Below are 20,210 nucleotides of genomic sequence, written 5' to 3'. Positions count from 1 at the left end.
AAAAGAGCCCCGGCATGCCTTGCCGAGGCTCGTCTTCAGCACTTTTTCGCGGCCGTTTAGTTGCCGATTTCCCGCTCGTGCCGCAACGCCTTGAAGGTGGCGTACAGCATGACGGTCAGCAGGATCGCGAACGGAAAGCCTGTCGCGATTGCACCGGCCTGAAGCGCGGCCAGTCCGCCGCCAAGCAAAAGAACGATTGCGACCAGCCCTTCGAAAATGGCCCAGAAGACACGCTGCGCTATCGGCGCATCGATCTTGCCGCCGGCCGTGATCGTATCGATGACCAGCGAGCCGGAATCCGACGACGTTACGAAAAATACGATGACCAGAATGATGCCAATGAGCGAGCTCACGCTGGCAAGTGGCAGGTCGGCCAGCATCGCAAACAACGAAAGTTCCGGTACGTAATCCACGACCGTCTCCTGAACACCCGTATAGCCCTCGGTCAGGAACTGCTCCATTGCGGTGCCGCCGAAGGTGGTCATCCACAGGATCGACACGAGGGTGGGAATGATCAGAACGCAGGTGATGAACTCACGCACCGTCCGTCCCTTGGACACCCGGGCGATGAACATGCCTACGAAAGGTGACCACGAAATCCACCATGCCCAGTAGAATGTGGTCCAACCGTGCATGAAGCCCGTGTCTTCACGGCCGATCCAGTTCGACAATTCCGGCAATTCCTTCACATAGGACCATGTATTGGAGAAAAAGCCGGTGAGGATCGCCAGCGTGGGGCCGAAGATAATCACAAACAGGAGAAGAAGTATGGCGAGCACCATGTTAATCTCGGAAAGGCGCTTCACGCCCGCATCCAGTCCCGCCACGACAGAGATCAAAGCAATGCACGTGATCCCCATGATGAGGAGGACTTTGATCGTGTCCGTGTTGGGTACACCATAGAGCTCGTTCAAGCCTGCAAGCGCCTGCGATGCACCAAAGCCCAGGGACGTTGCCAGACCGAAAAGCGTTGCAAACACCGCCATGATGTCGATCAAATGGCCGGGCCAGCCACGCACCCGCTCGCCCAGAAGCGGGTAGAACGCCGAACGGATGGATAGCGGCAACCCTTTATTATAGGCGGCAAGCGATAGCGACAGCGCCAGAACCGCGTAGATCGCCCAGGGATGAAGGCCCCAATGAAAGATGGTCGCTGCCATGCCCATTTCCCGGGCCGCAGGCACGGCGCTCGCCACGAGTTCGCCATCGGCCAATGGTGCCTCGAGACCAAGCGGGGGATTGTTGAAATGATACATCGGCTCGAGCACGCCGAAAAACATCAGGCCGATACCCATGCCGGCCGCAAAAAGCATCGCGAACCAGCCGGAATAGGAATATTCGGGCACAGCATCCTTGCCACCCAGCCTGACCTTGCCCAGTGGCGTTAACGCCACGACAATACAAAACAGCACGAACAAATTGGCCGACAGCATGAAGACCCAGTCAAAGGTCGATGTCAGCCAGACGCGCAGTCCGCCAAGTGCGCTCCCCGCCGCTTCCTGAAACATCAAGGCGATGATCACGAAAGCGATGATGAGGACAGCGGAAACAAAGAAAACGGGATTGTGAACGTCGAGACCAAGCAGCCGAATATTGTCCTGCCCGGGTTCCAGCCCGTGATCCTCCTCAACGATTTCATTAGACATGTCTCACTCCATATCTGTCCGAGGCTGGGAGCAAATGACAGAGTGGCCGCCCGTCCCCGGAACATTCCTCCACACTCGGGACCGTGAACCAAAACACATGATCGCACATGGTCTGTATGCGACCTTGTCCGTGCGGATTGAGACCAGACTCACGCAAATCGAAGACGGATGGAACCCTGTTTGGCCAAAATTTCGCCCATATATTGCCAAACTTCGCCGTTGCGGCGTGCAAATTGGCTTCGATCAGGCGCCATTTTCACACAACAAGACGAGAAATCGACACAAACTGAGCTTGTGTCCCGGACTTTTGCCGGATTTTATGTCCATGTTATACGGCTATAGGGACACCATTAACTGAATAGCTTCAGACGGAACCAAATCGATGTCTGTGGCTTATGATGAAAAACCATTTGGAGAGGATACATGAAAAAGTCACTGCTTCTCGTACCGGCGCTGCTTCTCGGTGTTGCTGCCTGCACCCCAACTGAACAGGGCGCGGCATTTGGCGGTGCCAGTGGTGCGGCCATCGGTGCACTCGCTTCCGGTAACAAGGTCGAAGGCGCCATCATCGGCGGTGCCATCGGAACCGTGGCGGGTGCCCTTGTCGGTCGCGCCTCGGAAAACAGCAACCGCTGCATCTATCGCGACGAATACGGCCGCCGTTACGAGGCCCGCTGCCCGCGCGGTTACTAACCGACAGGTTTCCGCGGGCACAGCCTGCGGACTGACTTATACAAAGGCCGGGATGCAGAACGCATCTCGGCCTTTTGCTGTTCCTGTCTCCAGCCGCGCAAGTGTCCCCCTTCCACCGGAGCCGGCTGTCCGGGCCAGAGCCAGTCCAGGGAGGTGCAGACGCCACCCGATTCACGTGACTTCCTGCCTCGCCTTGGGTGAATTGACTTTTGTCAATCGCCGTGAATAATGTCGAAAGGAGGCGCGGAATGGCTTATCGTCCTGCAGACCAGATCATACACAAGGCCGCGTGGCTATACTACACGCATGGCCTGCGTCAGGACGAGGTGGCGCAGCGGCTGAACATTTCGCGCGCATCCGTGGCGCTCTATCTGCGCAAGGCCCGCGAGGCCGGCATCGTCAACATCTCCACCTCCACACACCTCTTCAGTGGCGAGCGTCTTGCCCGTCAGATGGAAGATGCCTTTGATCTGGAGACCGTTTGGCTCGTGGGCGAGAATTCCCTTTCGCCCTCGCCTGCCTCCGAAATCCCGACCCTGGCTGCCAATGTCTTTCTCGAAATGGTCGAGAACGGCTATCAGGTCTGCGTCGCCTGGGGCCGCACCGTCTACGACATCGCCGACGCCATGAGCTATGCCGACCGCGAAGGCGTGACGGTTGTCGAAATGTGCGGCAATCTCGGCTCTCCCTATGCTTATCGCCCCGACCAGTGCACCATGGAAATTGCCCGCCGGCTCAACGCCAAGGGCCTCAATTTCTATGCCCCCCTTGTCCTGAGCACGGAGGAACTCGCCCGTGCCCTGCGCGAAGAGCCCGTCATACGCGAACAGCTCGACGGTATCAGCGCCTGCGATCTCGCCCTCTTCACCGTCGGAGCGCTCGACACGGACAGCCATGTCATAAAATGCGGTGCCCTCAGCATCGAAGAGCTGGAAAAGCTGAAAGGCATGGGCGCCACCGGCGTCATCGCCGGGCAGATCATCACCGCCGATGGCAAACTGCTCGACTGTGACTACAACCGCCGCATGATCTCGGCTGATTTCGACGCCATCCGCGCCATACCGAAGCGTCTGATGGTGGTGCAGGAGGACGAGAAGCTCGAACCTCTGAAGGCCGCCATCGCCGGGCGTTTCTTCACCCATCTGGTCACCACCTCCTCCATGGCGGCAGCGCTTTTGAAGCACCATGCCGCCAGTGAACCGACGCCGGCCTGAACCTCGCCGGCAATCGCAACCCTTCAAGACAATACAGGACTGACATGCAGAACCTCTGGAAAGACAGCGAAGCCGAAAAGCTCGTCGAGCACTACGCCGCAAAGGGCGTCGACCGCGATCTGGCGCTGCGCGTCTACACGACCCGCCTTCTGGGCGGCGAGCCCCGCCTTGTCCTGCATGGCGGCGGCAACACCTCGCTGAAAAGCAAGGCGACCGATATTCTGGGCCGCGAATATGACGTGCTCTGCGTCAAGGGCAGCGGCTGGGACATGGGTGTGATCGAGCCGGAAGGCCTGCCTGCCGTGAAGATGGACGCGCTGCTGGCCGCCCGCAAGCTCGATGCGCTGGCAGACGAGGACATGGTCGCCATGCAGCGCGCCAACCTCATCGATCCGGGGTCCCCGAACCCGTCCATCGAAACGCTGCTGCACGCCTTCCTGCCGCACAAATTCGTCGATCACACCCACTCGACCGCCATCCTCGCGCTGGTCGATCAGGAGGATTCCGAAGCGCTCTGCAAAAAGGTCTTTGGCGACCGGCTGGGCTTCGTGCCCTACATCAAGCCGGGCTTCGACCTCGCCAAGGAAGCCGCCGACATCTACGACAAGAACCCTTCCGTCGAGGGCCTGATACTCGACAAGCACGGCATCTTCACCTTCGCCGAAGACGCCAAGACGGCCTACGATCTCATGATCGAGTTCGTCACCATGGCGGAAGACTATGTCGCTGAGAACGGCAAGGCGCCCTTCAAGACGGTAGCGCTTCCCAAGGAGCTTGCCACCCCGTCCGAGATCATGCCCTATCTGCGTGGCGCGATCGCTATTGACGAGGGCGAAGGCAAATATGGCCGCATGGTCTGCGATTTCCGCACCTCACCGAAAATCCTCGATTATGTGAACGCCGACACGGCCGAAGAGCTCGCCACACGCGGCGTCTCGACGCCGGACCTTTCGATCCGCATCAAGACCGGCCCCATGGTTCTTCCCGCACCGGAGGCTGGCAAGCTCGATGACTATGGCAAGGTGATCCGCGAAAAGGTCGCCGAGTTCTCGGCCCGCTACAAGGACTATTTCGAGACCAACAACGCCGCCGACGATGTCGAGCGCACCATGCTCGACACCATGCCGCGCCTCACACTGGTGCGCGGGCTCGGCCTTATCGGCCATGGCCGCAGCATGAAGGAAGCGAAGATCGCCGCCGATGTCGGCGAGATGCTGGTGGAAGCCGTCACCGGTGCCGAGGCCATCGGCTCCTTCCATCCGCTCGCGCTGTCGGATCTCTTCGAGTTGGAATACTGGTCGCTTGAACAGGCCAAGCTCGCCTCCAACAAGCCCAAGCCGCTGTCCGGCCAGGTCACTCTGGTCACCGGCGGCGCTGGCGCCATCGGTGCGGCCACGGCAAAACTTTTCGCATCGCAGGGTTCCCATGTGGTCGTCGTCGACATGCATGCCGACAAGGCCGAAGAGGTCGCGAAATCGATCGGCAATGCCGCCATCGGCATCGGCGCCGACGTGACCGACGCGACAGCCGTGCGCGCCGCCTTCGACAAGGCGCGCGATGTGTTCGGCGGTGTCGACATCGTCGTCTCCAATGCGGGTGCCGCCTGGGAAGGCAAGATCGGCGAGCTGGAAGACGCCACGCTGCGCAAGAGCTTCGAGCTCAATTTCTTCGCTCATCAGAGCGTTGCGCAGAATGCGGTGCGCCTCTTCAAGCAGCAGGGCACTGGCGGCGTTCTCCTCTTCAACGCCTCCAAGCAGGCGGTCAATCCGGGTGCGAATTTCGGCGCCTACGGCCTGCCCAAGGCGGCAACGCTCTTCCTCTCGCGCCAATATGCGCTGGACTACGGCTCCATCGGCGTGCGCTCCAACGCGGTCAATGCCGACCGCATCCGCTCGGGCCTCCTGACCAACGAGATGATCGCCAACCGCTCCACCGCGCGCGGCGTCTCGGAGAAGGATTATATGGGCGGCAATCTTCTCGGCCTCGAGGTCCGCGCCGAGGATGTGGCGCAAGCCTTCCTCAACCACGCCCTTGCCGAACGCACCACCGCAGACGTCACCACCGTCGACGGCGGCAACATCGCGGCAGCGCTGCGCTGATATAGAGAGCCGGCAGGCCCCTCATCCGCCTGCCGGCACCTTCTCCCCGCAAACGGGGAGAAGGAGGAAATTTCGATTTTCACGCCTCCATTCGCAACGTTGAAACAGCTCCACCACCCTCTCCGCGCTTTCCTTCTCCCCGCCAGCGGGGAGAAGGTGCCGGCAGGCGGATGAGGGGCGAGCGCCAACACTGCAAAGATCGCGCCCGCCATCCCGTCCTCGCCCTTCGACAAGCTCAGGATGAGGGCTTTCGTCGCCACCTCAGCGCGAGATTCACCCGCCCCTATCAAGCCGCCCCCCCCTTTCCCTGTCCTTTCCCTCATCCTGAGCTTGTCGAAGGGCGAGGGAATGGACACGCACAATCATCGCCACGCTTTCCTTCTCCCCGCCAGCGGGGAGAAGGTGCCGGCAGGCGGATGAGGGGCGAGCACCAACCGCCCTGCGATTGGGCGCGGCGTACCAGCAGTGACCCTCCCGGCATAGCCCCTCGGGTCGAGGCCCGAGGGTGACGAATGGCAGAAGCGGTGGCGTCAATCTCCAACGCCGAAGATTTGCATCGCCCCACCCCCAACTCGTCATACCCGCCCCCCCGAGCCGGGTATCCATGTCTGACCGGCAAAACAAAAAGGGCGACCCGAAAGCCGCCCTTTCCATTTCATCCCAATCACGCCTCAGTCGCGCGCAGGCAGCGGCATCCAGTCCGGCACGGCCACATCGGCATGGGCAAACTGCGGCATCTTCGCCGAAAGATCGTCCATGTTCTTGATGTCGCCCTCGTTCAGCGCCTGCTGGGTGATCAGCGTCGGCGGCACGATCACGCTCTTGCCCGGCTCCTCACCGGCCAGAAGCATGGCAAGCGCGCGCACCGAAACCTCGCCCACAACGGCGGGGTTCGTGGCAGCCGTCGCCACCCAGGCGCTGCCGGGCTCGCGCATGGCGGAAATGTCAGCCGTCGAAACGTCAGCCGAATAGATCTTGATGCTGTCGGAAAGACCGGCCTCATCCACAGCAATCTTCACGCCCTTGGCGAATTCGTCATAGGGCGCGAACATGACCTGAATGTCCGGGTTTGCCGTCACCACCGAGCGCGCCTGATTGGCCACCGAATTGGCGATCGGATTGTCCAGCGTGCCGAACTGCGCCACTTCCTCGATACCCGAATATTTTTCCTTGAACTCACGCCAGGTTTCGTCGCGGCGGTCGAGCGGCGCAATGCCGGCCACATAGACATAGCCCGCCTTCCACTCTTCGCCATTGTCCTTGATCGCCTGTTCCAGCGCCAGCCGCGCCAGGTCCCGGTCGGACTGCTCGATCTGCGGGATCGCGTCATTCTCGACATTCACGTCAAAGGCCACGACCTTGATGCCCGCATCGACGGCGCGCTGGGCCGCTTCCTTCATGGATTCGGTCAGACCATGCTGGATGATGATGCCATCGACGCCAAGCGCAATCGCCTGATCCACCATGTCAGCCTGAAGGGCGGCGTCCTGCCGGCTGTCGAGCACGCGCAGGTTCACGCCCAGCGCCTCGGCCTGCTTTTCCACGCCCGAAAGATAGGCCTGGAAAAAGTCGCCGGTGGAAAGGTAGCGCACCAGCGCGATTTCCACGTCGCCCGGATTGTCGAATGGCGCGGGTTTGTCCTGCGCACCGGCGGCTGCCGGCAGAAGCATGGTGGCGCCGGCGAGTGCCGCGGCCATCTTGCCCAGAAGTCTGCGTGAAATGTTCATGTTCTTCTCCTCCACTGCCTGTTGCTCTTGTTCGGCGCTATCGGGCATTCCTTCCCAGAAGCGCAAAGGTAAAGATCAGCGCGATGACGAGCACCGCCCCCTTGACGAAATCCTGCGTGTAATAAGGCACGTTCATCATGGTGAGCCCCTGCAGGAGCACACCGACGAACAGAGCCCCGATCGCCGTGCCGAATGCGTTCGGCTTGGCAGCCCCCAGCACCGCAAAGCCGATGAGTGCCGCCGCCACCGCATCCAGAAGCAGATTGTTGCCCGAGGCAATGTCGCCGCGTCCCAGGCGCGCTGCCAGAAGAATGCCGCCAATGGAAGCGAACACGCCCGAGATCACATAGGCCCAGATGCGATAGGCCTTGACCGGCGCACCGGCGAATTCCGCAGCCCGTGCATTGGACCCCACCGCATACATCATGCGGCCAAACCGCGTGTATTCGAGGAAGAACCAGATCAGGATGGCAAGCACGATCAGCACCACAACCGAGGCCGGCACAAGATTTTCTATGAAGAGATCGAACCGATGACGCCCGAGCGCCAGAAAGGCCTGGCTGAACGTGCCCTCAGCCGTCGAGCCATCAGGCAGTGTCATGCCGGTGGCGATGGAGCGCCCTTCGGTCGGAATGCGCTGCAAGCCGATCAGAAGGAACATCATGCCGAGCGTTGCCAGAAGATCGGGCACCCGCATGTAGCAGATGATCAAACCGTTGATCAGCCCGACCAGCGCGCCGATGGCAAGGCACACCAGAACCGCGACGAGCGCGTTCTGCTCCAGCACTACCATCACATAGGCCGCCGCCATCATGGAACTTGTGGCGATGGAGCCTATGGAAAGGTCGAAACCGCCCACCACCAGCGTCGCTGTCACGCCGAGCGCCAGAATGCCGGTGATCGAAACCGACTGCAGGATGAAGACCGCCGCCTGCGGCGAGGTGAAGCCGCGCGTGGCCAGCGAGAAGAAGACGATCAGCCCCACAAGCAGGGTCAGAAAACCATAGCGGATGGCCAGCTCGCGCATTGAAAGCCCCTCTTTTGGCCGCGCATCGACGTTTGCTTCCACTGTGCTTTCCCGTGCCGTCTGGCTGTCCATGCTCACTCAGCTCCCTGTCACTTCCAAACGCTGCCCGGCAACCTCCGCCAGAAGCCGGTCCATGTCCACATCGGCATTGCGATGCTCGCCCACAATCGTGTTTTCCGACATGACGAGAATGCGGTCTGCCGTCTCCAGCGCCTCGTCCAGTTCGGTCAGAAAAATCAGTGTTGCGCGATCGCCAGCACTTTCGCGCAGCTTGGCCGCAATGTCGTGGCGGGCGGCAATGTCGACACCCTGAAACGGCTCGTCGAGGATCAGCAAGCGCGAAGGCTGCGTCAGCCAGCGCGCCACCGTCACCTTTTGTTGATTGCCGCCTGAAAGCGTCGCCAGATCGTCGCGCTCGGAGCGGCAGACGATCTTCAGATCCGCAATCTGGTCACGCGCCGTCTGGCGCTCGCTGCGCCGCCGCATCACGCCCGCATTGGCGAAACGCGGCAGAAAGGGCAGGCTCATATTCTCATAGATGTTGAATTCCGGCACGATGCCCGTGGAGGCGCGGTCCTTGGCAACGAGGAAAACGCCATCCCGGATCGCGCTCTGCGGCGTCTTTGGCGCATAGGGTCTGCCGTCCAGCTCCATCGTGCCCGACAGAGGCGCGTGAATGCCGAAAAGGGTCTCTGCTAGCTGCGTCTTGCCCACGCCCACAAGGCCCGTCACGGCCACGATCTCGCCCGCACCCAGTTCAAGCGAGATCGGCTTTGCGCCCTGTGCGATCCTCAAATCACGCGCCGAAAAGACCGGCGTCCCCGCCGCGCGCACATCAATGCTGTGGCGGCCGAGATTCTGCCCCAGCATGGCATTGACCGCGCCTTCGTAATCGAGCGGCTTGTCTTCGAACTGGCCGACAATCGCCCCGTCGCGCAGGCTCACGATCCTGTCGGCAACACGGCGGATATCCGACATGCGGTGCGAAATATAGAGAATGGCGACGCCACGCGCCTTCAGCCGGTCGATGAGCGCGAACAGCCGTTCGGCCTCATTGCTCGAAAGCGAAGAGGTTGGTTCATCGAGGATCATCACCTGCGGCTCGTGCGACATGGCGCGCGCAATGGCCACCATCTGCCGGTCGGCCAGCGAAAGGTCGGTCACTTCCGCGCCAAGATCGATCCCCAGCCCCATGCGCTCGGCCACGTCGCGCGCCTCACGCCGCACCTTGCGCGGATTGAAGAAGAAGCCGCGGCCCGCGCCATTCAGCCGGTCGAGCACAAGATTGCTCGCCACGTCGAGCGCGCCCACCACACCGTCATTGATGTTCTGGTGAACCGTCACCACGCCGGCCCGCATCGCTTCGGCGGGCGTGGCAGGGGAGAAGGGCTTGTCGCCCAGCATCATCACGCCGCGATCGGCGCGGTGGACACCGCTCATGATCTTGACAAGCGTCGACTTGCCGGCGCCATTGGCGCCCATCAGAACCGTGACCTCCCCAGCGCGCAGATCGAGCCCGACACCGCGCAGAACGGCGTTTGGTCCGAATGCCTTGGTCAGACCGGCTATCCGAAAAATGGCAGTGTCGCCCATAGTCTCCTCCCAATATGACGCTATCAGGTAACAAGCATTTGTCAACACGATTGACAAATGACAGAGCCTTGGTAGCGTGTTGCCAGAATTGACGGCAGGAAAGTGTGGTGTCCCCGATTTCGGCCTGTGCCATTCACGCGCGCCCTTTCTGCAGGATCGGGGTGTGGGATGAACAGGCTGGCCTCGCGCTTCTTCTCCCCTCGAAAGGGAAAATTTGTGCGGGAACACGGGCAATAATAGGACGCGAACCATACGCCTCTTGCTCAGGCGAGAATGGGAGGAGACAGAAGAGATGAAAGAGAACGCCTTTGAGGCCCTGACGGTGGAGAGCCTGCCGGATCGCCTTGGCAGCATCCCCGAGATTGCCGATCGTCTCGGTGGCGCGCCCACCGCATGGAAGGTCCGCGAAGTGGGCGACGGCAATCTCAATCTCGTCTTCATCGTGGAAGGTGAGGCGCAAACGCTCATCATCAAGCAGGCATTGCCCTATGTCCGGCTCGTCGGCGACAGCTGGCCCCTACCCCTGAAGCGCTCCTTCTTCGAATATCACGCGCTCACCCGCCAGGAAAAACGCTCGCCGGGCACCGTGCCTGCCGTCTATTACTTCGATGAGGCGCAGGCCCTCATCGCCATGGAGTTCCTGTCGCCGCACATCATCCTGCGCCGCGCCCTCATCGAAGGGCAAGAGCTGCCGAAGATCGGCAGAGACCTCGGCCTCTTCATGGCCCGCACCCTCTTCCGCGGGTCCGACCTTTCCATGAAGGCAGCTGACCGTAAGGCCGATCTCGCGCTCTTCGCAGACAATGTCGACCTTTGCGACATCACCGAGAGCCTCGTCTTCACCGACCCCTATTTCGAAGCGCCGATGAACCGGCACACGCCCGGTCTCGACGCTTTGGTGAAGGAACTGCGCTCAGACCGCGATCTGAAGGTCGCCGCCCAGCGCATGAAGCACCTCTTTGCTACAAGAGCCGAGACCATGGTGCATGGCGACCTGCATTCGGGCTCCGTCATGGTCACGAAGGACGACACCCGCGTCATCGATCCGGAGTTCGCCTTCTACGGCCCCATGGCCTTCGATGTCGGCATGTTGCTTGCCAATTACTGGATGGCCTATTTCTCCCAGCGCGGGCACGAGGAAAACGGCAGCCGCGCCTCCATGCGCGGCTATCTGCTTGGCGTCATCTCCGAGACCTGGACCACGTTCCGCGACGAATTCGCCCATCTGTGGCGCACCGAGCGCAGCGGCATGCTCTATCAGGCATCGCTCTATGAGGATCAGAACGATGCGCTGTGTTCGGAGCAGGCGCTCAACCATGTGATCCACGATTTGTGGACCGACATGCTTGGCTTTGCCGGCATCGAGATGCACCGCCGCATTCTGGGCCTCGCCCACAACGCCGACTTCGAAGACATCGCCGACGAGAAGCTTCGCGCTGCCTGCGAGGCACCGGCTCTGAAATTCGGACGCCACATCGTGGTCAACCGCAAACACATTCAATCGCTGGCCGAGCTCGATCGGCTGGCCGAAGCACTCGACCAGGGGAAACTGTCATGAAGGTTGGAGACAAGCACTACCGCACCATCTGGGTGAACGAGGATGGCTGGTCTGTCGATCTCATCGACCAGCGCTGGCTGCCGCATGAGCTGCGCATCGAAAACGTGAAGACCGTCGAGGGCATCGCCACCGCCATCCGCGACATGTGGGTGCGCGGCGCGCCGCTGATCGGTGTCACCGCCGCCTATGGCGTTGCCATGCGCATGCGCGAGGACGCTTCCGATGCCGCACTCGATGCGGTGTGGGAACAGCTCCACGAGACACGCCCCACCGCGATCAATCTGCGCTGGGCGCTGGATGAAATGCGCGGCCTCCTGCGCGACATTCCCGAGGCCGACCGCGCCGCGGCGGCCTACAAGCGCGCCGCCGAGATCGCCGACGAGGATGTGGAATTGAACCGCAGCATCGGCCGGAACGGGCTGGAAATCATTCGCGAGATCGCCGCCCGCAAGAAGCCCGGCGAGCCGGTCAACATTCTCACCCACTGCAATGCCGGCTGGCTGGCCACCGTCGATTTCGGCACCGCCACCTCGCCCATCTACCACGCGGTGGAAGAAGGCATTGCCGTTCATGTCTATGTGGACGAAACCCGTCCGCGCAACCAGGGCGCCCAGCTCACCGCCTGGGAGATGGCCGGCCACGGCGTTCCCCACACGCTGGTGGTCGACAATGCCGGCGGGCACCTGATGCAGCATGGCATGGTCGACATGGTCATCGTCGGCACCGACCGCACCACCGCCGATGGCGATGTCTGCAACAAGATCGGCACCTATTTGAAGGCGCTCGCGGCAAAGGACAACAATGTCCCCTTCTACGTCGCGCTGCCCTCGCCCACCATCGACTGGACGGTGCATGACGGCGTGAAAGAGATTCCCATCGAGGAACGTTCAGGCGACGAGGTCTCGCTCGTCTGGGGCAAGGATGAAGACGGCAAGGTTCGGCAGGTGCGAATTTCGCCCGAGGCGTCACCTGCCGGAAACCCTGCCTTCGACGTGACGCCGGCCCGGCTTGTCACCGGTCTCATTACCGAGCGCGGCATCGCCGATGCGTCACCCGAAGGGCTCGTTAAGCTCTTCCCCGACCGGGCGAAATCGAACGCTGCGTGAATTTCAGAAAACGATTCAGAAATCCGGGAAAATCACCTGTTTCTGAATCGTTTTTGCGAATTTTCAGGCGTTTTCCGGAAAACTGAAAACCGCCCCGCCCTCGTGGTTCGACAGGCTCACCATGAGGGCTATATCGATGCCCTCTCCTGGCGCCTTGATGCCGCCCGCCGCCACACCAAAGGCCCTCATGGTGAGCCTGTCGAACCACGAGGGCAGCGCGCCGATCAATAAGGCGTGTCGCCACCATCGATGGTGATGGACTGTCCGCGGATGATCGTTGCCGCATCGGACAACAGGAAAACGATCACACGCCCCACCTCGACCGGCTGGATGTGACGGCCGAGCTGTGCGGGAACCATCTGCTTCATCATCTCTTCCGACTTCGCCGCATCGCCACCGACGATGAAGTCCGCCACCGTTTTCAGCATGTCGGTTGCCACACCGCCCGGGCAGACAGCGTTGACGTTGATCCCGCGTGCTGCCCATTCGAGCGAGAGCGAGCGGGTCAGGTTGATCACCGCCGCCTTGGAGGCGTTGTAGCCGGCCATGTTGGGATAGCCGACCTTGCCGGCATTGGAGGCGATGTTGACGATCGCGCCGCCCTTTTCCATCTGGGGCGCGGCCGCCTGCGCGGCGAGCAAAACGCCCTTCACATTGACCGCCATTTCGAGATCGATGTCGTCTCCGGTCAGTTTGTCTGCCGCCCCAAGCCGCACCACGCCGGCATTGTTGACCAACCCGTCGAGCCTGCCCATGCGGACCACCACCTCGGCGAATGCAGCCTCCATGCTGGCGCTGTCGGTTACGTCGCTTGCAGCCGCCATGACATTGGGTTCGCCGCCCAGATCCTTGACGGCCGCTTCGAGCTTCGGCCCCGGCAGATCGAGCAGCGCCACGCGCCCACCCGCCTCGATGATTGCCTGAGCGATGCCCCGTCCAATGCCGCCGGCTGCCCCGGTCACCGCGATGACCTTGCCTTCAAGTGTTTTCATTCCAAGCCCCTGTCATTCTTCGGACCAAACCTCACAGGCTGAGTCCGATTCTTGTTGTAATTGTCTGTTTCAGTTTGGTTTTCTTACCAGGTCGAGCGGGCGCTGACGCCGCCATCGACCGTGATGTTCGTTCCGCTTACCCAGCGCGAAGCTTCCGAGAGAAGGAAGAGCGCGGCGTCACCGATATCCTCCGGCTGGCCGAGCCGGCCAAGCGGTGCTGCCTCTTTCCAGCGGTTCACACCTTCGGGCCATCCTTCCTCGATGCCGTCGCGGTGGATCAGGCCGGGCGAGACGGAATTGACGCGAATGCCAAGCCCGCCAAGCTCCAGCGCTGCCGCCTTGGTGAACATCAAGAGCGCGGCCTTGGAGGCGGCGTAATGGGCATGGCCGGGGGCCGGCTGATGCCCTTCGATGGAGGCAATGTTGACGACCGCACCACCGCCGCCGCGCGTCTCGACATGGTCGGCGAAAGCGCGCGTCAGGAGAAACGGAGCGCCCGTGTTGATCGCCATCATCTGCGCCCAGCCGGCCTCATCGATCTGCCTGAGCGCCTCCACTGGCTGGAAGCCGGCATTGTTGACCACGCCGTGAACAGAACCGAATTCTTCGAGCGCCGCTTGCATGAGAGAGGCCGCTTCGGCTTCCTTCGAAAGGTCACCGCCGGCAGCGAACGCCCGCGCGCCCAATTCGCCCGCAAGCGCCTCGGCGGCGCTTTTGTTGCCATTGTAGTGACACACCACATTCGCACCCGCCTCATGCAGACGCCGCGCGATGCCGCTACCAATGCCGCCGCTGGCGCCGGTGACGATGACCGTGCGACCGGTGAGATCAAGCAGGGATGCGACGGGTGGGATGGTTGCAGCCATGATCAGGCTCCTTTCAGATTGGGCAGAAGCTTGGCCAGGATCGCCTCGATTTTGCGCCCGGCAATCTCGGCATTGGCAAACACCTCTTCGATCGTGTCGGGCTGCTGGTCCGGCCCGCCGGTCGCCTTGTTGGTGATGGCCGATAGCCCGATGACGGGCAGCGATGCGTGCCCGGCGGCAATCACCTCGGTGACAGTCGACATGCCGACGGCATCCGAGCCGGAAGCGCGGTAATAGCGACGCTCCGCCGAGGTTTCGAGGGACGGCCCCAGAACGCCCGCATAGATGCCCTGCCGCACGGAAATGCCAGCCGCATCCGCCGCTTTGCGCGTGAGCTCGAGCAGGTCAGGATCATAGGCGCGCGACATGTCGGGAAAGCGCAGGCCGATCTCATCGTCATTGGGCCCAACCAGCGGGTTCAGCCCAGTGAAATTCATGTGATCCTCGATGAGCATCACGTCGCCGGGATCGTAATCGGGATTGAGCGAGCCGGCGGCATTGGTGACGATCAGCGTTTCGGCACCGAGGCGCTTGAGCAGATAGACGGCAAGCGCAATCTCGCGCGGTGCCCAGCCTTCATACAGATGCAGCCGGCCTTGCATCATGATCACGCGCTGGCCTTCCAGATTGCCGATCACGAAAGCGCCCTTGTGGCCGGGTGCGGTGGAGACCGGAAATCCTTCGACCTCGCCATAGGGGATCGTGACGGCATCCTCCACCCGGTCGGCGAGCTGGCCGAGCCCCGAACCCAGCATGATGGCAATGGGTGCCGGCGCCCCTGCCCGCTTGGCGATGGATGCATGGGCGCGCTCAAGACGCGCGAGTTGGCTTTCGCTCATTTCATTCTCCCAGGGTTTTACTGTCAGGCCACGGTGGCGGCGATGCGCGGCGCGAGCTCTGCCACCGCGTCCAGCGTGTCGTCGATCGAGTGACGGGTGAGCACGCCATCGCGCACCACCTGCTCGCCACCGACGAATACATGGCGCACGTCGGATTTGGCGGTGGAGTAGACGAGATGGGTGACGGGATCGAACATCGGCACCGCATGCGGGCGCTTCACATCGACCAGGATCATGTCGGCGAGCTTGCCTTTTTCGAGACTGCCCAGCCTGTCGGCCGCGCCCAGCGCCCGCGCGCCGGAGCGTGTCGCCATCCCGAGCGCCTCATGGGTGGAGACGGCATCGGCCCGCTGGCTCGCCCCCTTGTGGAGCGTGGCCGCCAGCCGCAACGCCATCCACATGTCGAGATCATTGCCACTGATCGCGCCATCGGTGCCAAGTGCGACATGGACACCGGCTGCCAGCATGTCGGGTATGCGGGCAATGCCGGAGGCGAGCTTCAGGTTGGACATGGGATTGTGCGAAACGGTCGTGCCCGTGCGCGCCAGAATGGCGATTTCCTCATCGTCCAGATGGACGCAATGGGCGAGCGTCGTGCGCTCATCAAGGAGATCAAGATGATCGAGATGACGGATGACGGAACTGCCATAGCGTCCTTCGACATCGGCCTGTTCAGCCTTGGTTTCCGCCGCATGGGTGCTGAAAAGCCCACCGTGTTTGTTTGTGATGTCCTTTGCCGTCTTCAGGTTTTCCGGCCCCACCGTATAGGCTCCGTGGGGCATGGTTGCCGGGAAGACATCGTCTGCACCCGCAAACGCTTCAAAGAAGGCCTCGGCGCTGGCAATGCGGTCATCGAGTGTTGCGCCGTCCACTCCCGGACCGTCGAAGAAGATGCCCCCTGTCGACACCCGCATGCCCACTTCGCGCGCGGCGCGAACCGTTTCCACCGGATACCAGAACATGTCCATCGTGCTGGTGACACCGGAAAGAAGCAGTTCGGAAAAGCCCAGAAGGCTGCCAAGATGCGAGGTCTGCGGATTGAGGATTGCGCCTTCGGCGGTCCACACCTTCTGCAGCCACGGCTCCAGCGGCAGATCCTCCACCAGACCGCGAAACAGGCTGTCGGCGGCATGGCAATGGCTGTTGATCAGCCCCGGCATCAGGATGTGCCCGCTGCCATCAATGACGTTGCGGGCGTTCCCCGCGGCCTGTTCAAGCGCTGCGCTCTCGCCGATCTGCGTGATGCGGCCATTTGAGACGGCAACGCCGCCATCCCGGATCACCGTCTGCTTTTCATCGCAGGTCACGACAATGGCGTTATTGACAACCAGATCGACGGTCATGAAGCATCTCCTCTTGCGCGTCTTGCCCGCCACCATGACAGGGCAACCAGCACGATAAGGGTCGCCAGATACGGCATCATGTCGGTGAACTGCTGGGCAAGCCCCAGACCCTGCACGCGGAAGGACAGGCTGTCGACGGCACCGAACAGAAGCGCGATGAAGAAGAGCGGCCACGGGCGGCCACGGGTCAAGAGCACCGCGACAACGGCGATCCAGCCGCGCCCGGCGCTCATGTTTTCAACGAAGAGATTGACATTGGCGATGGAAAGCTGCGCCCCGCCCAGACCGCAGAGCGCGCCGCATGCAATGAGCGCCAGAAGCTGGACACGTTTTGGACTGACACCGCCAGCCCGAAGCGCCTGAGGGTTTTCACCCGCCGCCCGTATGCGCAGGCCAAGCCGGTGGCGGGCGAGAAACACATGCAGGAACGGAACGCTGAGAAGCGCCAGATAGAAGGGCAGCGCCTGGCCGCTCAGGATCGGGCCGAGAAGCGGCACATCTTCTATGAAGGGCAGACGGATGGGTGCGAACCCGGCAATCGCCGGATCGCTGAAGGCACCCGTGACATCGAAAATGGCGCGCAGGAAGAAGGTCGTGAGACCGGCGGCGAGAAGGTTGATGGCGATGGAAACGACGATGGAATCGCCGCCGCGCCGCACATTGAACTCGGCAAAGACAAGCCCGAGCGCCATGCCGGCCACCATGGCCGTCAACGCGCCGATATAGGGTGTGCCGGAGAAATAAGCCCCCAGCACCGCCGCAAACGCGCCCACGAGCAAAAAACCTTCCAGCGCGATGTTGAAGACACCGGCCCGCTCGCACAGCGCGCCGCCAAGGGCGGCCAGAAGAATGGGCGTGACAAAGCGCGGAATGGAGGCGGCGAAGGAAGGATCGGCGATCAGCTCAAACATGGCCGTCTCCATCGCCCCGCGAAGCGGTCAGCGCGCCGGAGACGCGGCTTGCCACGAAGAGGATGATGACCGCCTGCACGACAAGCGCAATCTCCTTGGGAACGCCGGCCGCCCGCTCCATGCCGGCTGCCCCCGTCTGGACGGCGGCAAAGAAGAAGCCGGAAATCGGCACCGCCCACGGCACCATGCCCACCAGAAGCACCGCGATAATGCCGGTCCACGCATAGAGCGGCTGCACCAGCATGCCGTCGATATAGCGGTGGTGAATGCCGAACACGGCGATTGCACCGACCATGCCAGCAATCGCACCGCTGAGCGCCAGTGTCTGCAGCGTGAGCCTGCGCACCGGCAGGCCGACCGTACGGGCAAACTCGGGTGAAAGCCCGTTGAGCCGCGTGTGATAGCCATGGACGGTCCAGTAGCTGTAGATCAGCGCAAAGGCTGCCGCCACTGCCGTGAAGAGGATGCCGATATCGAGCCGGGTTCCCGGGAAATAGGCAAACCAGGTTTCCTGCGGCACGAGATGCGACTGCACCATGCCTGACTGCACGTCGCGATAAGGATGGGCCACCAGATAGGAGGCGATGTAGCGGATCGGATAATTAAGGAGGAGCGAACCGACAAGCAGCGGCACGCCCATGAAGAGCTGGAGCACCCCGGCAAGCAGCGCCCATAACGCACCGGCCAGCATGGCAGCGAGGATCGCGACAACGAGCACCACCAGCGGCGGCCCCGGCATGAGCACGGCAACCAGCGCTGCCACCAGCCCGCCGGCGACAAGCTGCCCCTCGCCGCCAATGTTGAACAGCCCTGCCCGAAAGCTCAGCATGACCGAAAGCGCCATGCCGACAATCAGCGCCGAGCGGCTGAGCGTCGCCATAAGATAGGCGTTTCTGCGCCCGCCGAAAGCGCCGTTCCAGAAACCCGAAAGCGCCTCGCCCACCGGCGCACCGACAAAGAGCAGCAGCGCCAGAATGATCGCGGCGATCCACAGGAAGGTGAAGAGCCATGGCAGCGCGCTGCGGGTGGCCTTGCCGGCATCGAAAGCGATCATGCAGCAGCTCCAGGCGAAGCCGCGCCCAGCGCGTCGGCGGCACGTGAGGTCATCAGGGCGCCGACACGTTCGCGGCTCGCCTCGCCGCCATCAACCTCTCCGGCGATGGCGCCGTCATACATGACCAGAATGCGGTCGGACAATGCGATCACCTCGTCGAGCTCGGTGGAAACCAGAAGAATGGCGTGACCCGCATCGCGCATGCGCATCAACTCGCCATGGATGAAATCGATGGCGCCGATATCGACGCCCCATGTGGGATTTTCGGCGATCACGAGCGGCGTGTTGCGCGAGAGTTCGCGCCCGACGATGAGCTTCTGCTTGTTGCCGCCCGACATGGTGGAGGCGGAAGCGCGCGGACCGGCCACGCGAATGCGATAACGCTCGATCAGGGAGCGCGCATACTGCGCCATGGCACCGTGTTTCAGGAACGGGCCGGCGGTGAAAGCGCCCGCATCGTCGCGGCCCGCATTGGCGTTTTCGCTGACGGAGGCGCGAAGGGCGAGCCCCATACGCTGCCGGTCTTCGGGGATGTAGCTCATGCCGCCCTGCCGGCGCGCCTCCACATCCAGGTTCTGTATCTCATTTCCGCACAGGGTGATGGAGCCGGAACGCACGGGCACAAGCCCTGTCAGCGCGCGGATGAGCTCCGCCTGGCCATTGCCGCTGACGCCCGCAATGCCGACGATCTCGCCTGCCCGCAGATCGAAGGAAACCGGGCCGACATCGCGCCCGCGCCGCGCGACGGTGAGGTGATCGACGGCAAGCACCGTTTCGCCGGGTGAAAGCTGCTTGCGGGTTCTGGCCGCCGGCAGATCGCCACCGACAATGCCGCGCGCGATCTCATCCTTCGAGGTTTCGGCAAGCGATGAGGAGGCGACAAGACGCCCTGCCCGCATCACGCTCACCCGGTCGGCGATCTCCATCACCTCATCGAGCTTGTGGGTGATGAGAACGATCGCCTTGCCCGCCTCGCGGAAGCTCTTGAGCGTGGCGAAAAGCCGGTCCTTCTCCTGCGGGGTGAGCACGGCGGTCGGCTCGTCGAGGATCAGGACTTCGGCCTCGCGGTAGAGAACTTTGAGGATCTCCACCGCCTGCCGCTCTCCGACAGAAAGCCGGCCGACGCGCCGGTCGAGATCGATGGCGACACCGTGGGTTTTGGCGATTTCATCGAGGCGCGACCGCGCGCGGGCGAAATCGACAAAGCCGAAGCGGCCCACCGGCTCTGCGCAGAGCACGATGTTTTCCAGCACCGTCATTTCTTCCTGCAGCATGAAGTGCTGATGCACCATGCCCAGCCCATGGGCGATGGCATCCTGCGGCGAGGCCCAGCGGCGCGCCTTACCATCCAGATGGATCGTGCCGCTTGCCGGCGTGACCAGCCCGAACAGCGCGTTCATCAGGGTGGACTTGCCAGCGCCGTTTTCGCCCAGAAGCGCGTGGATTTCGCCCGGCTCGATGCCGAGCGAAACATTGTCCACGGCCGTGACCGGGCCAAAGCGGACGGTGACGTCCTGCAGGTCGATGCGCATGATGCGTGCT

The 20,210-nt window shown here is 62.4% G+C and carries 17 protein-coding genes; 5 read left to right on the top strand and 12 right to left on the bottom strand.

Going from position 1 to position 20,210, the window contains the following annotated elements:
• Positions 1 to 56: 56 nt before the first annotated feature.
• Positions 57 to 1,646, bottom strand: a complete 1,590-nt coding sequence (locus tag AC2CHD_RS12525) for a BCCT family transporter (protein WP_229447619.1) — start codon at positions 1,644 to 1,646, stop codon at positions 57 to 59.
• Positions 1,647 to 2,069: 423 nt separating this feature from the next.
• Here AC2CHD_RS12525 and AC2CHD_RS12520 point away from each other — a divergent pair, with 423 nt between their 5' ends.
• The 3 genes from AC2CHD_RS12520 to AC2CHD_RS12510 all read left to right on the top strand — a co-directional run bounded on the left by AC2CHD_RS12520 (position 2,070) and on the right by AC2CHD_RS12510 (position 5,652).
• The gene (locus AC2CHD_RS12520; protein ID WP_229447620.1) at positions 2,070 to 2,339 is read left to right on the top strand and encodes a YMGG-like glycine zipper-containing protein; all 270 of its coding nucleotides are present in this window, start codon (positions 2,070 to 2,072) and stop codon (positions 2,337 to 2,339) included.
• 248 nt (positions 2,340 to 2,587) lie between these two features.
• Positions 2,588 to 3,553: a sugar-binding transcriptional regulator gene (locus AC2CHD_RS12515; RefSeq protein WP_484553951.1), complete on the top strand. Its 966-nt coding sequence runs from the start codon at positions 2,588 to 2,590 to the stop codon at positions 3,551 to 3,553.
• A gap of 44 nt (positions 3,554 to 3,597) precedes the next feature.
• Positions 3,598 to 5,652 (top strand): bifunctional aldolase/short-chain dehydrogenase, encoded by a 2,055-nt coding sequence (locus tag AC2CHD_RS12510; protein WP_484553950.1) that lies wholly within the window; start codon positions 3,598 to 3,600, stop codon positions 5,650 to 5,652.
• Positions 5,653 to 6,323: 671 nt separating this feature from the next.
• On the opposite strand, the gene AC2CHD_RS12505 is transcribed toward AC2CHD_RS12510, so the two are convergent.
• From AC2CHD_RS12505 to AC2CHD_RS12495, 3 genes are all read right to left on the bottom strand, one after another.
• The gene (locus AC2CHD_RS12505; RefSeq protein WP_484553949.1) at positions 6,324 to 7,379 is read right to left on the bottom strand and encodes a substrate-binding domain-containing protein; all 1,056 of its coding nucleotides are present in this window, start codon (positions 7,377 to 7,379) and stop codon (positions 6,324 to 6,326) included.
• Between the two features lie 37 nt (positions 7,380 to 7,416).
• Positions 7,417 to 8,406 (bottom strand): ABC transporter permease, encoded by a 990-nt coding sequence (locus AC2CHD_RS12500; protein WP_229448107.1) that lies wholly within the window; start codon positions 8,404 to 8,406, stop codon positions 7,417 to 7,419.
• 78 nt (positions 8,407 to 8,484) lie between these two features.
• Positions 8,485 to 9,999 (bottom strand): sugar ABC transporter ATP-binding protein, encoded by a 1,515-nt coding sequence (locus AC2CHD_RS12495; RefSeq protein WP_484553948.1) that lies wholly within the window; start codon positions 9,997 to 9,999, stop codon positions 8,485 to 8,487.
• 292 nt (positions 10,000 to 10,291) lie between these two features.
• Here AC2CHD_RS12495 and mtnK point away from each other — a divergent pair, with 292 nt between their 5' ends.
• Positions 10,292 to 11,557, top strand: coding sequence for an S-methyl-5-thioribose kinase (gene mtnK / locus AC2CHD_RS12490; RefSeq protein ID WP_484553947.1), 1,266 nt, complete (start codon positions 10,292 to 10,294; stop codon positions 11,555 to 11,557).
• Positions 11,554 to 12,663, top strand: a complete 1,110-nt coding sequence (gene mtnA / locus AC2CHD_RS12485) for an S-methyl-5-thioribose-1-phosphate isomerase (protein WP_484553946.1) — start codon at positions 11,554 to 11,556, stop codon at positions 12,661 to 12,663. The genes mtnK and mtnA overlap by 4 nt, the downstream gene beginning before the upstream one ends.
• Before the next feature lie 63 nt (positions 12,664 to 12,726).
• Here the strand turns inward: mtnA and AC2CHD_RS12480 are convergent, their stop codons facing one another.
• The 8 genes from AC2CHD_RS12480 to AC2CHD_RS12445 form a co-directional block, all read right to left on the bottom strand.
• The gene (locus AC2CHD_RS12480; RefSeq protein ID WP_484553945.1) at positions 12,727 to 12,852 is read right to left on the bottom strand and encodes a hypothetical protein; all 126 of its coding nucleotides are present in this window, start codon (positions 12,850 to 12,852) and stop codon (positions 12,727 to 12,729) included.
• A gap of 35 nt (positions 12,853 to 12,887) precedes the next feature.
• Positions 12,888 to 13,655 carry an SDR family NAD(P)-dependent oxidoreductase gene (locus AC2CHD_RS12475; RefSeq protein ID WP_484553944.1) on the bottom strand — a complete coding sequence of 256 codons (768 nt, stop codon included), beginning with the start codon at positions 13,653 to 13,655 and terminating at the stop codon, positions 12,888 to 12,890.
• Between the two features lie 83 nt (positions 13,656 to 13,738).
• On the bottom strand, positions 13,739 to 14,521 hold the full coding sequence (locus tag AC2CHD_RS12470; protein WP_229447628.1) for an SDR family NAD(P)-dependent oxidoreductase: 783 nt from the start codon (positions 14,519 to 14,521) through the stop codon (positions 13,739 to 13,741).
• A gap of 2 nt (positions 14,522 to 14,523) precedes the next feature.
• Positions 14,524 to 15,360, bottom strand: a complete 837-nt coding sequence (locus AC2CHD_RS12465; RefSeq protein WP_484553943.1) for a purine-nucleoside phosphorylase — start codon at positions 15,358 to 15,360, stop codon at positions 14,524 to 14,526.
• Between the two features lie 23 nt (positions 15,361 to 15,383).
• Entirely contained in the window at positions 15,384 to 16,703 is a 1,320-nt protein-coding gene (locus tag AC2CHD_RS12460; RefSeq protein WP_484553942.1) for an amidohydrolase family protein, read from the bottom strand.
• Complete coding sequence (locus AC2CHD_RS12455; protein ID WP_459439928.1) at positions 16,700 to 17,614, bottom strand: ABC transporter permease; 915 nt, start codon at positions 17,612 to 17,614, stop codon at positions 16,700 to 16,702. The genes AC2CHD_RS12460 and AC2CHD_RS12455 overlap by 4 nt, the downstream gene beginning before the upstream one ends.
• The gene (locus tag AC2CHD_RS12450) at positions 17,607 to 18,668 is read right to left on the bottom strand and encodes an ABC transporter permease (protein ID WP_484553941.1); all 1,062 of its coding nucleotides are present in this window, start codon (positions 18,666 to 18,668) and stop codon (positions 17,607 to 17,609) included. Before AC2CHD_RS12450 ends, AC2CHD_RS12455 begins: the two co-directional genes overlap by 8 nt.
• Positions 18,665 to 20,200, bottom strand: coding sequence for an ABC transporter ATP-binding protein (locus tag AC2CHD_RS12445; protein WP_484553940.1), 1,536 nt, complete (start codon positions 20,198 to 20,200; stop codon positions 18,665 to 18,667). The genes AC2CHD_RS12450 and AC2CHD_RS12445 overlap by 4 nt, the downstream gene beginning before the upstream one ends.
• Between the last annotated feature and the right edge of the window lie 10 nt (positions 20,201 to 20,210).

This window comes from Nitratireductor sp. ATLC21, assembly GCF_057196525.1.
The sequence above is the reverse complement of the archived record's forward strand: the minus strand, read 5'-3'. Positions and strand labels throughout refer to the sequence as shown.

What these genes read in the sequence shown, in the direction of transcription:
- AC2CHD_RS12505 (WP_484553949.1), bottom strand. Translation starts at nt 7,379, where the DNA reads ATGAACATTTCACGCAGACTTCTGGGCAAGATGGCCGCGGCACTCGCC.
- mtnA (WP_484553946.1), top strand. Translation starts at nt 11,554, where the DNA reads ATGAAGGTTGGAGACAAGCACTACCGCACCATCTGGGTGAACGAGGAT.
- AC2CHD_RS12455 (WP_459439928.1), bottom strand. Translation starts at nt 17,614, where the DNA reads ATGTTTGAGCTGATCGCCGATCCTTCCTTCGCCGCCTCCATTCCGCGC.
- AC2CHD_RS12465 (WP_484553943.1), bottom strand. Translation starts at nt 15,360, where the DNA reads ATGAGCGAAAGCCAACTCGCGCGTCTTGAGCGCGCCCATGCATCCATC.
- AC2CHD_RS12475 (WP_484553944.1), bottom strand. Translation starts at nt 13,655, where the DNA reads ATGAAAACACTTGAAGGCAAGGTCATCGCGGTGACCGGGGCAGCCGGC.
- AC2CHD_RS12450 (WP_484553941.1), bottom strand. Translation starts at nt 18,668, where the DNA reads ATGATCGCTTTCGATGCCGGCAAGGCCACCCGCAGCGCGCTGCCATGG.
- AC2CHD_RS12525 (WP_229447619.1), bottom strand. Translation starts at nt 1,646, where the DNA reads ATGTCTAATGAAATCGTTGAGGAGGATCACGGGCTGGAACCCGGGCAG.
- AC2CHD_RS12500 (WP_229448107.1), bottom strand. Translation starts at nt 8,406, where the DNA reads ATGCGCGAGCTGGCCATCCGCTATGGTTTTCTGACCCTGCTTGTGGGG.
- AC2CHD_RS12510 (WP_484553950.1), top strand. Translation starts at nt 3,598, where the DNA reads ATGCAGAACCTCTGGAAAGACAGCGAAGCCGAAAAGCTCGTCGAGCAC.
- AC2CHD_RS12460 (WP_484553942.1), bottom strand. Translation starts at nt 16,703, where the DNA reads ATGACCGTCGATCTGGTTGTCAATAACGCCATTGTCGTGACCTGCGAT.
- AC2CHD_RS12470 (WP_229447628.1), bottom strand. Translation starts at nt 14,521, where the DNA reads ATGGCTGCAACCATCCCACCCGTCGCATCCCTGCTTGATCTCACCGGT.
- mtnK (WP_484553947.1), top strand. Translation starts at nt 10,292, where the DNA reads ATGAAAGAGAACGCCTTTGAGGCCCTGACGGTGGAGAGCCTGCCGGAT.
- AC2CHD_RS12515 (WP_484553951.1), top strand. Translation starts at nt 2,588, where the DNA reads ATGGCTTATCGTCCTGCAGACCAGATCATACACAAGGCCGCGTGGCTA.
- AC2CHD_RS12520 (WP_229447620.1), top strand. Translation starts at nt 2,070, where the DNA reads ATGAAAAAGTCACTGCTTCTCGTACCGGCGCTGCTTCTCGGTGTTGCT.
- AC2CHD_RS12495 (WP_484553948.1), bottom strand. Translation starts at nt 9,999, where the DNA reads ATGGGCGACACTGCCATTTTTCGGATAGCCGGTCTGACCAAGGCATTC.
- AC2CHD_RS12445 (WP_484553940.1), bottom strand. Translation starts at nt 20,200, where the DNA reads ATGCGCATCGACCTGCAGGACGTCACCGTCCGCTTTGGCCCGGTCACG.
- AC2CHD_RS12480 (WP_484553945.1), bottom strand. Translation starts at nt 12,852, where the DNA reads ATGAGGGCCTTTGGTGTGGCGGCGGGCGGCATCAAGGCGCCAGGAGAG.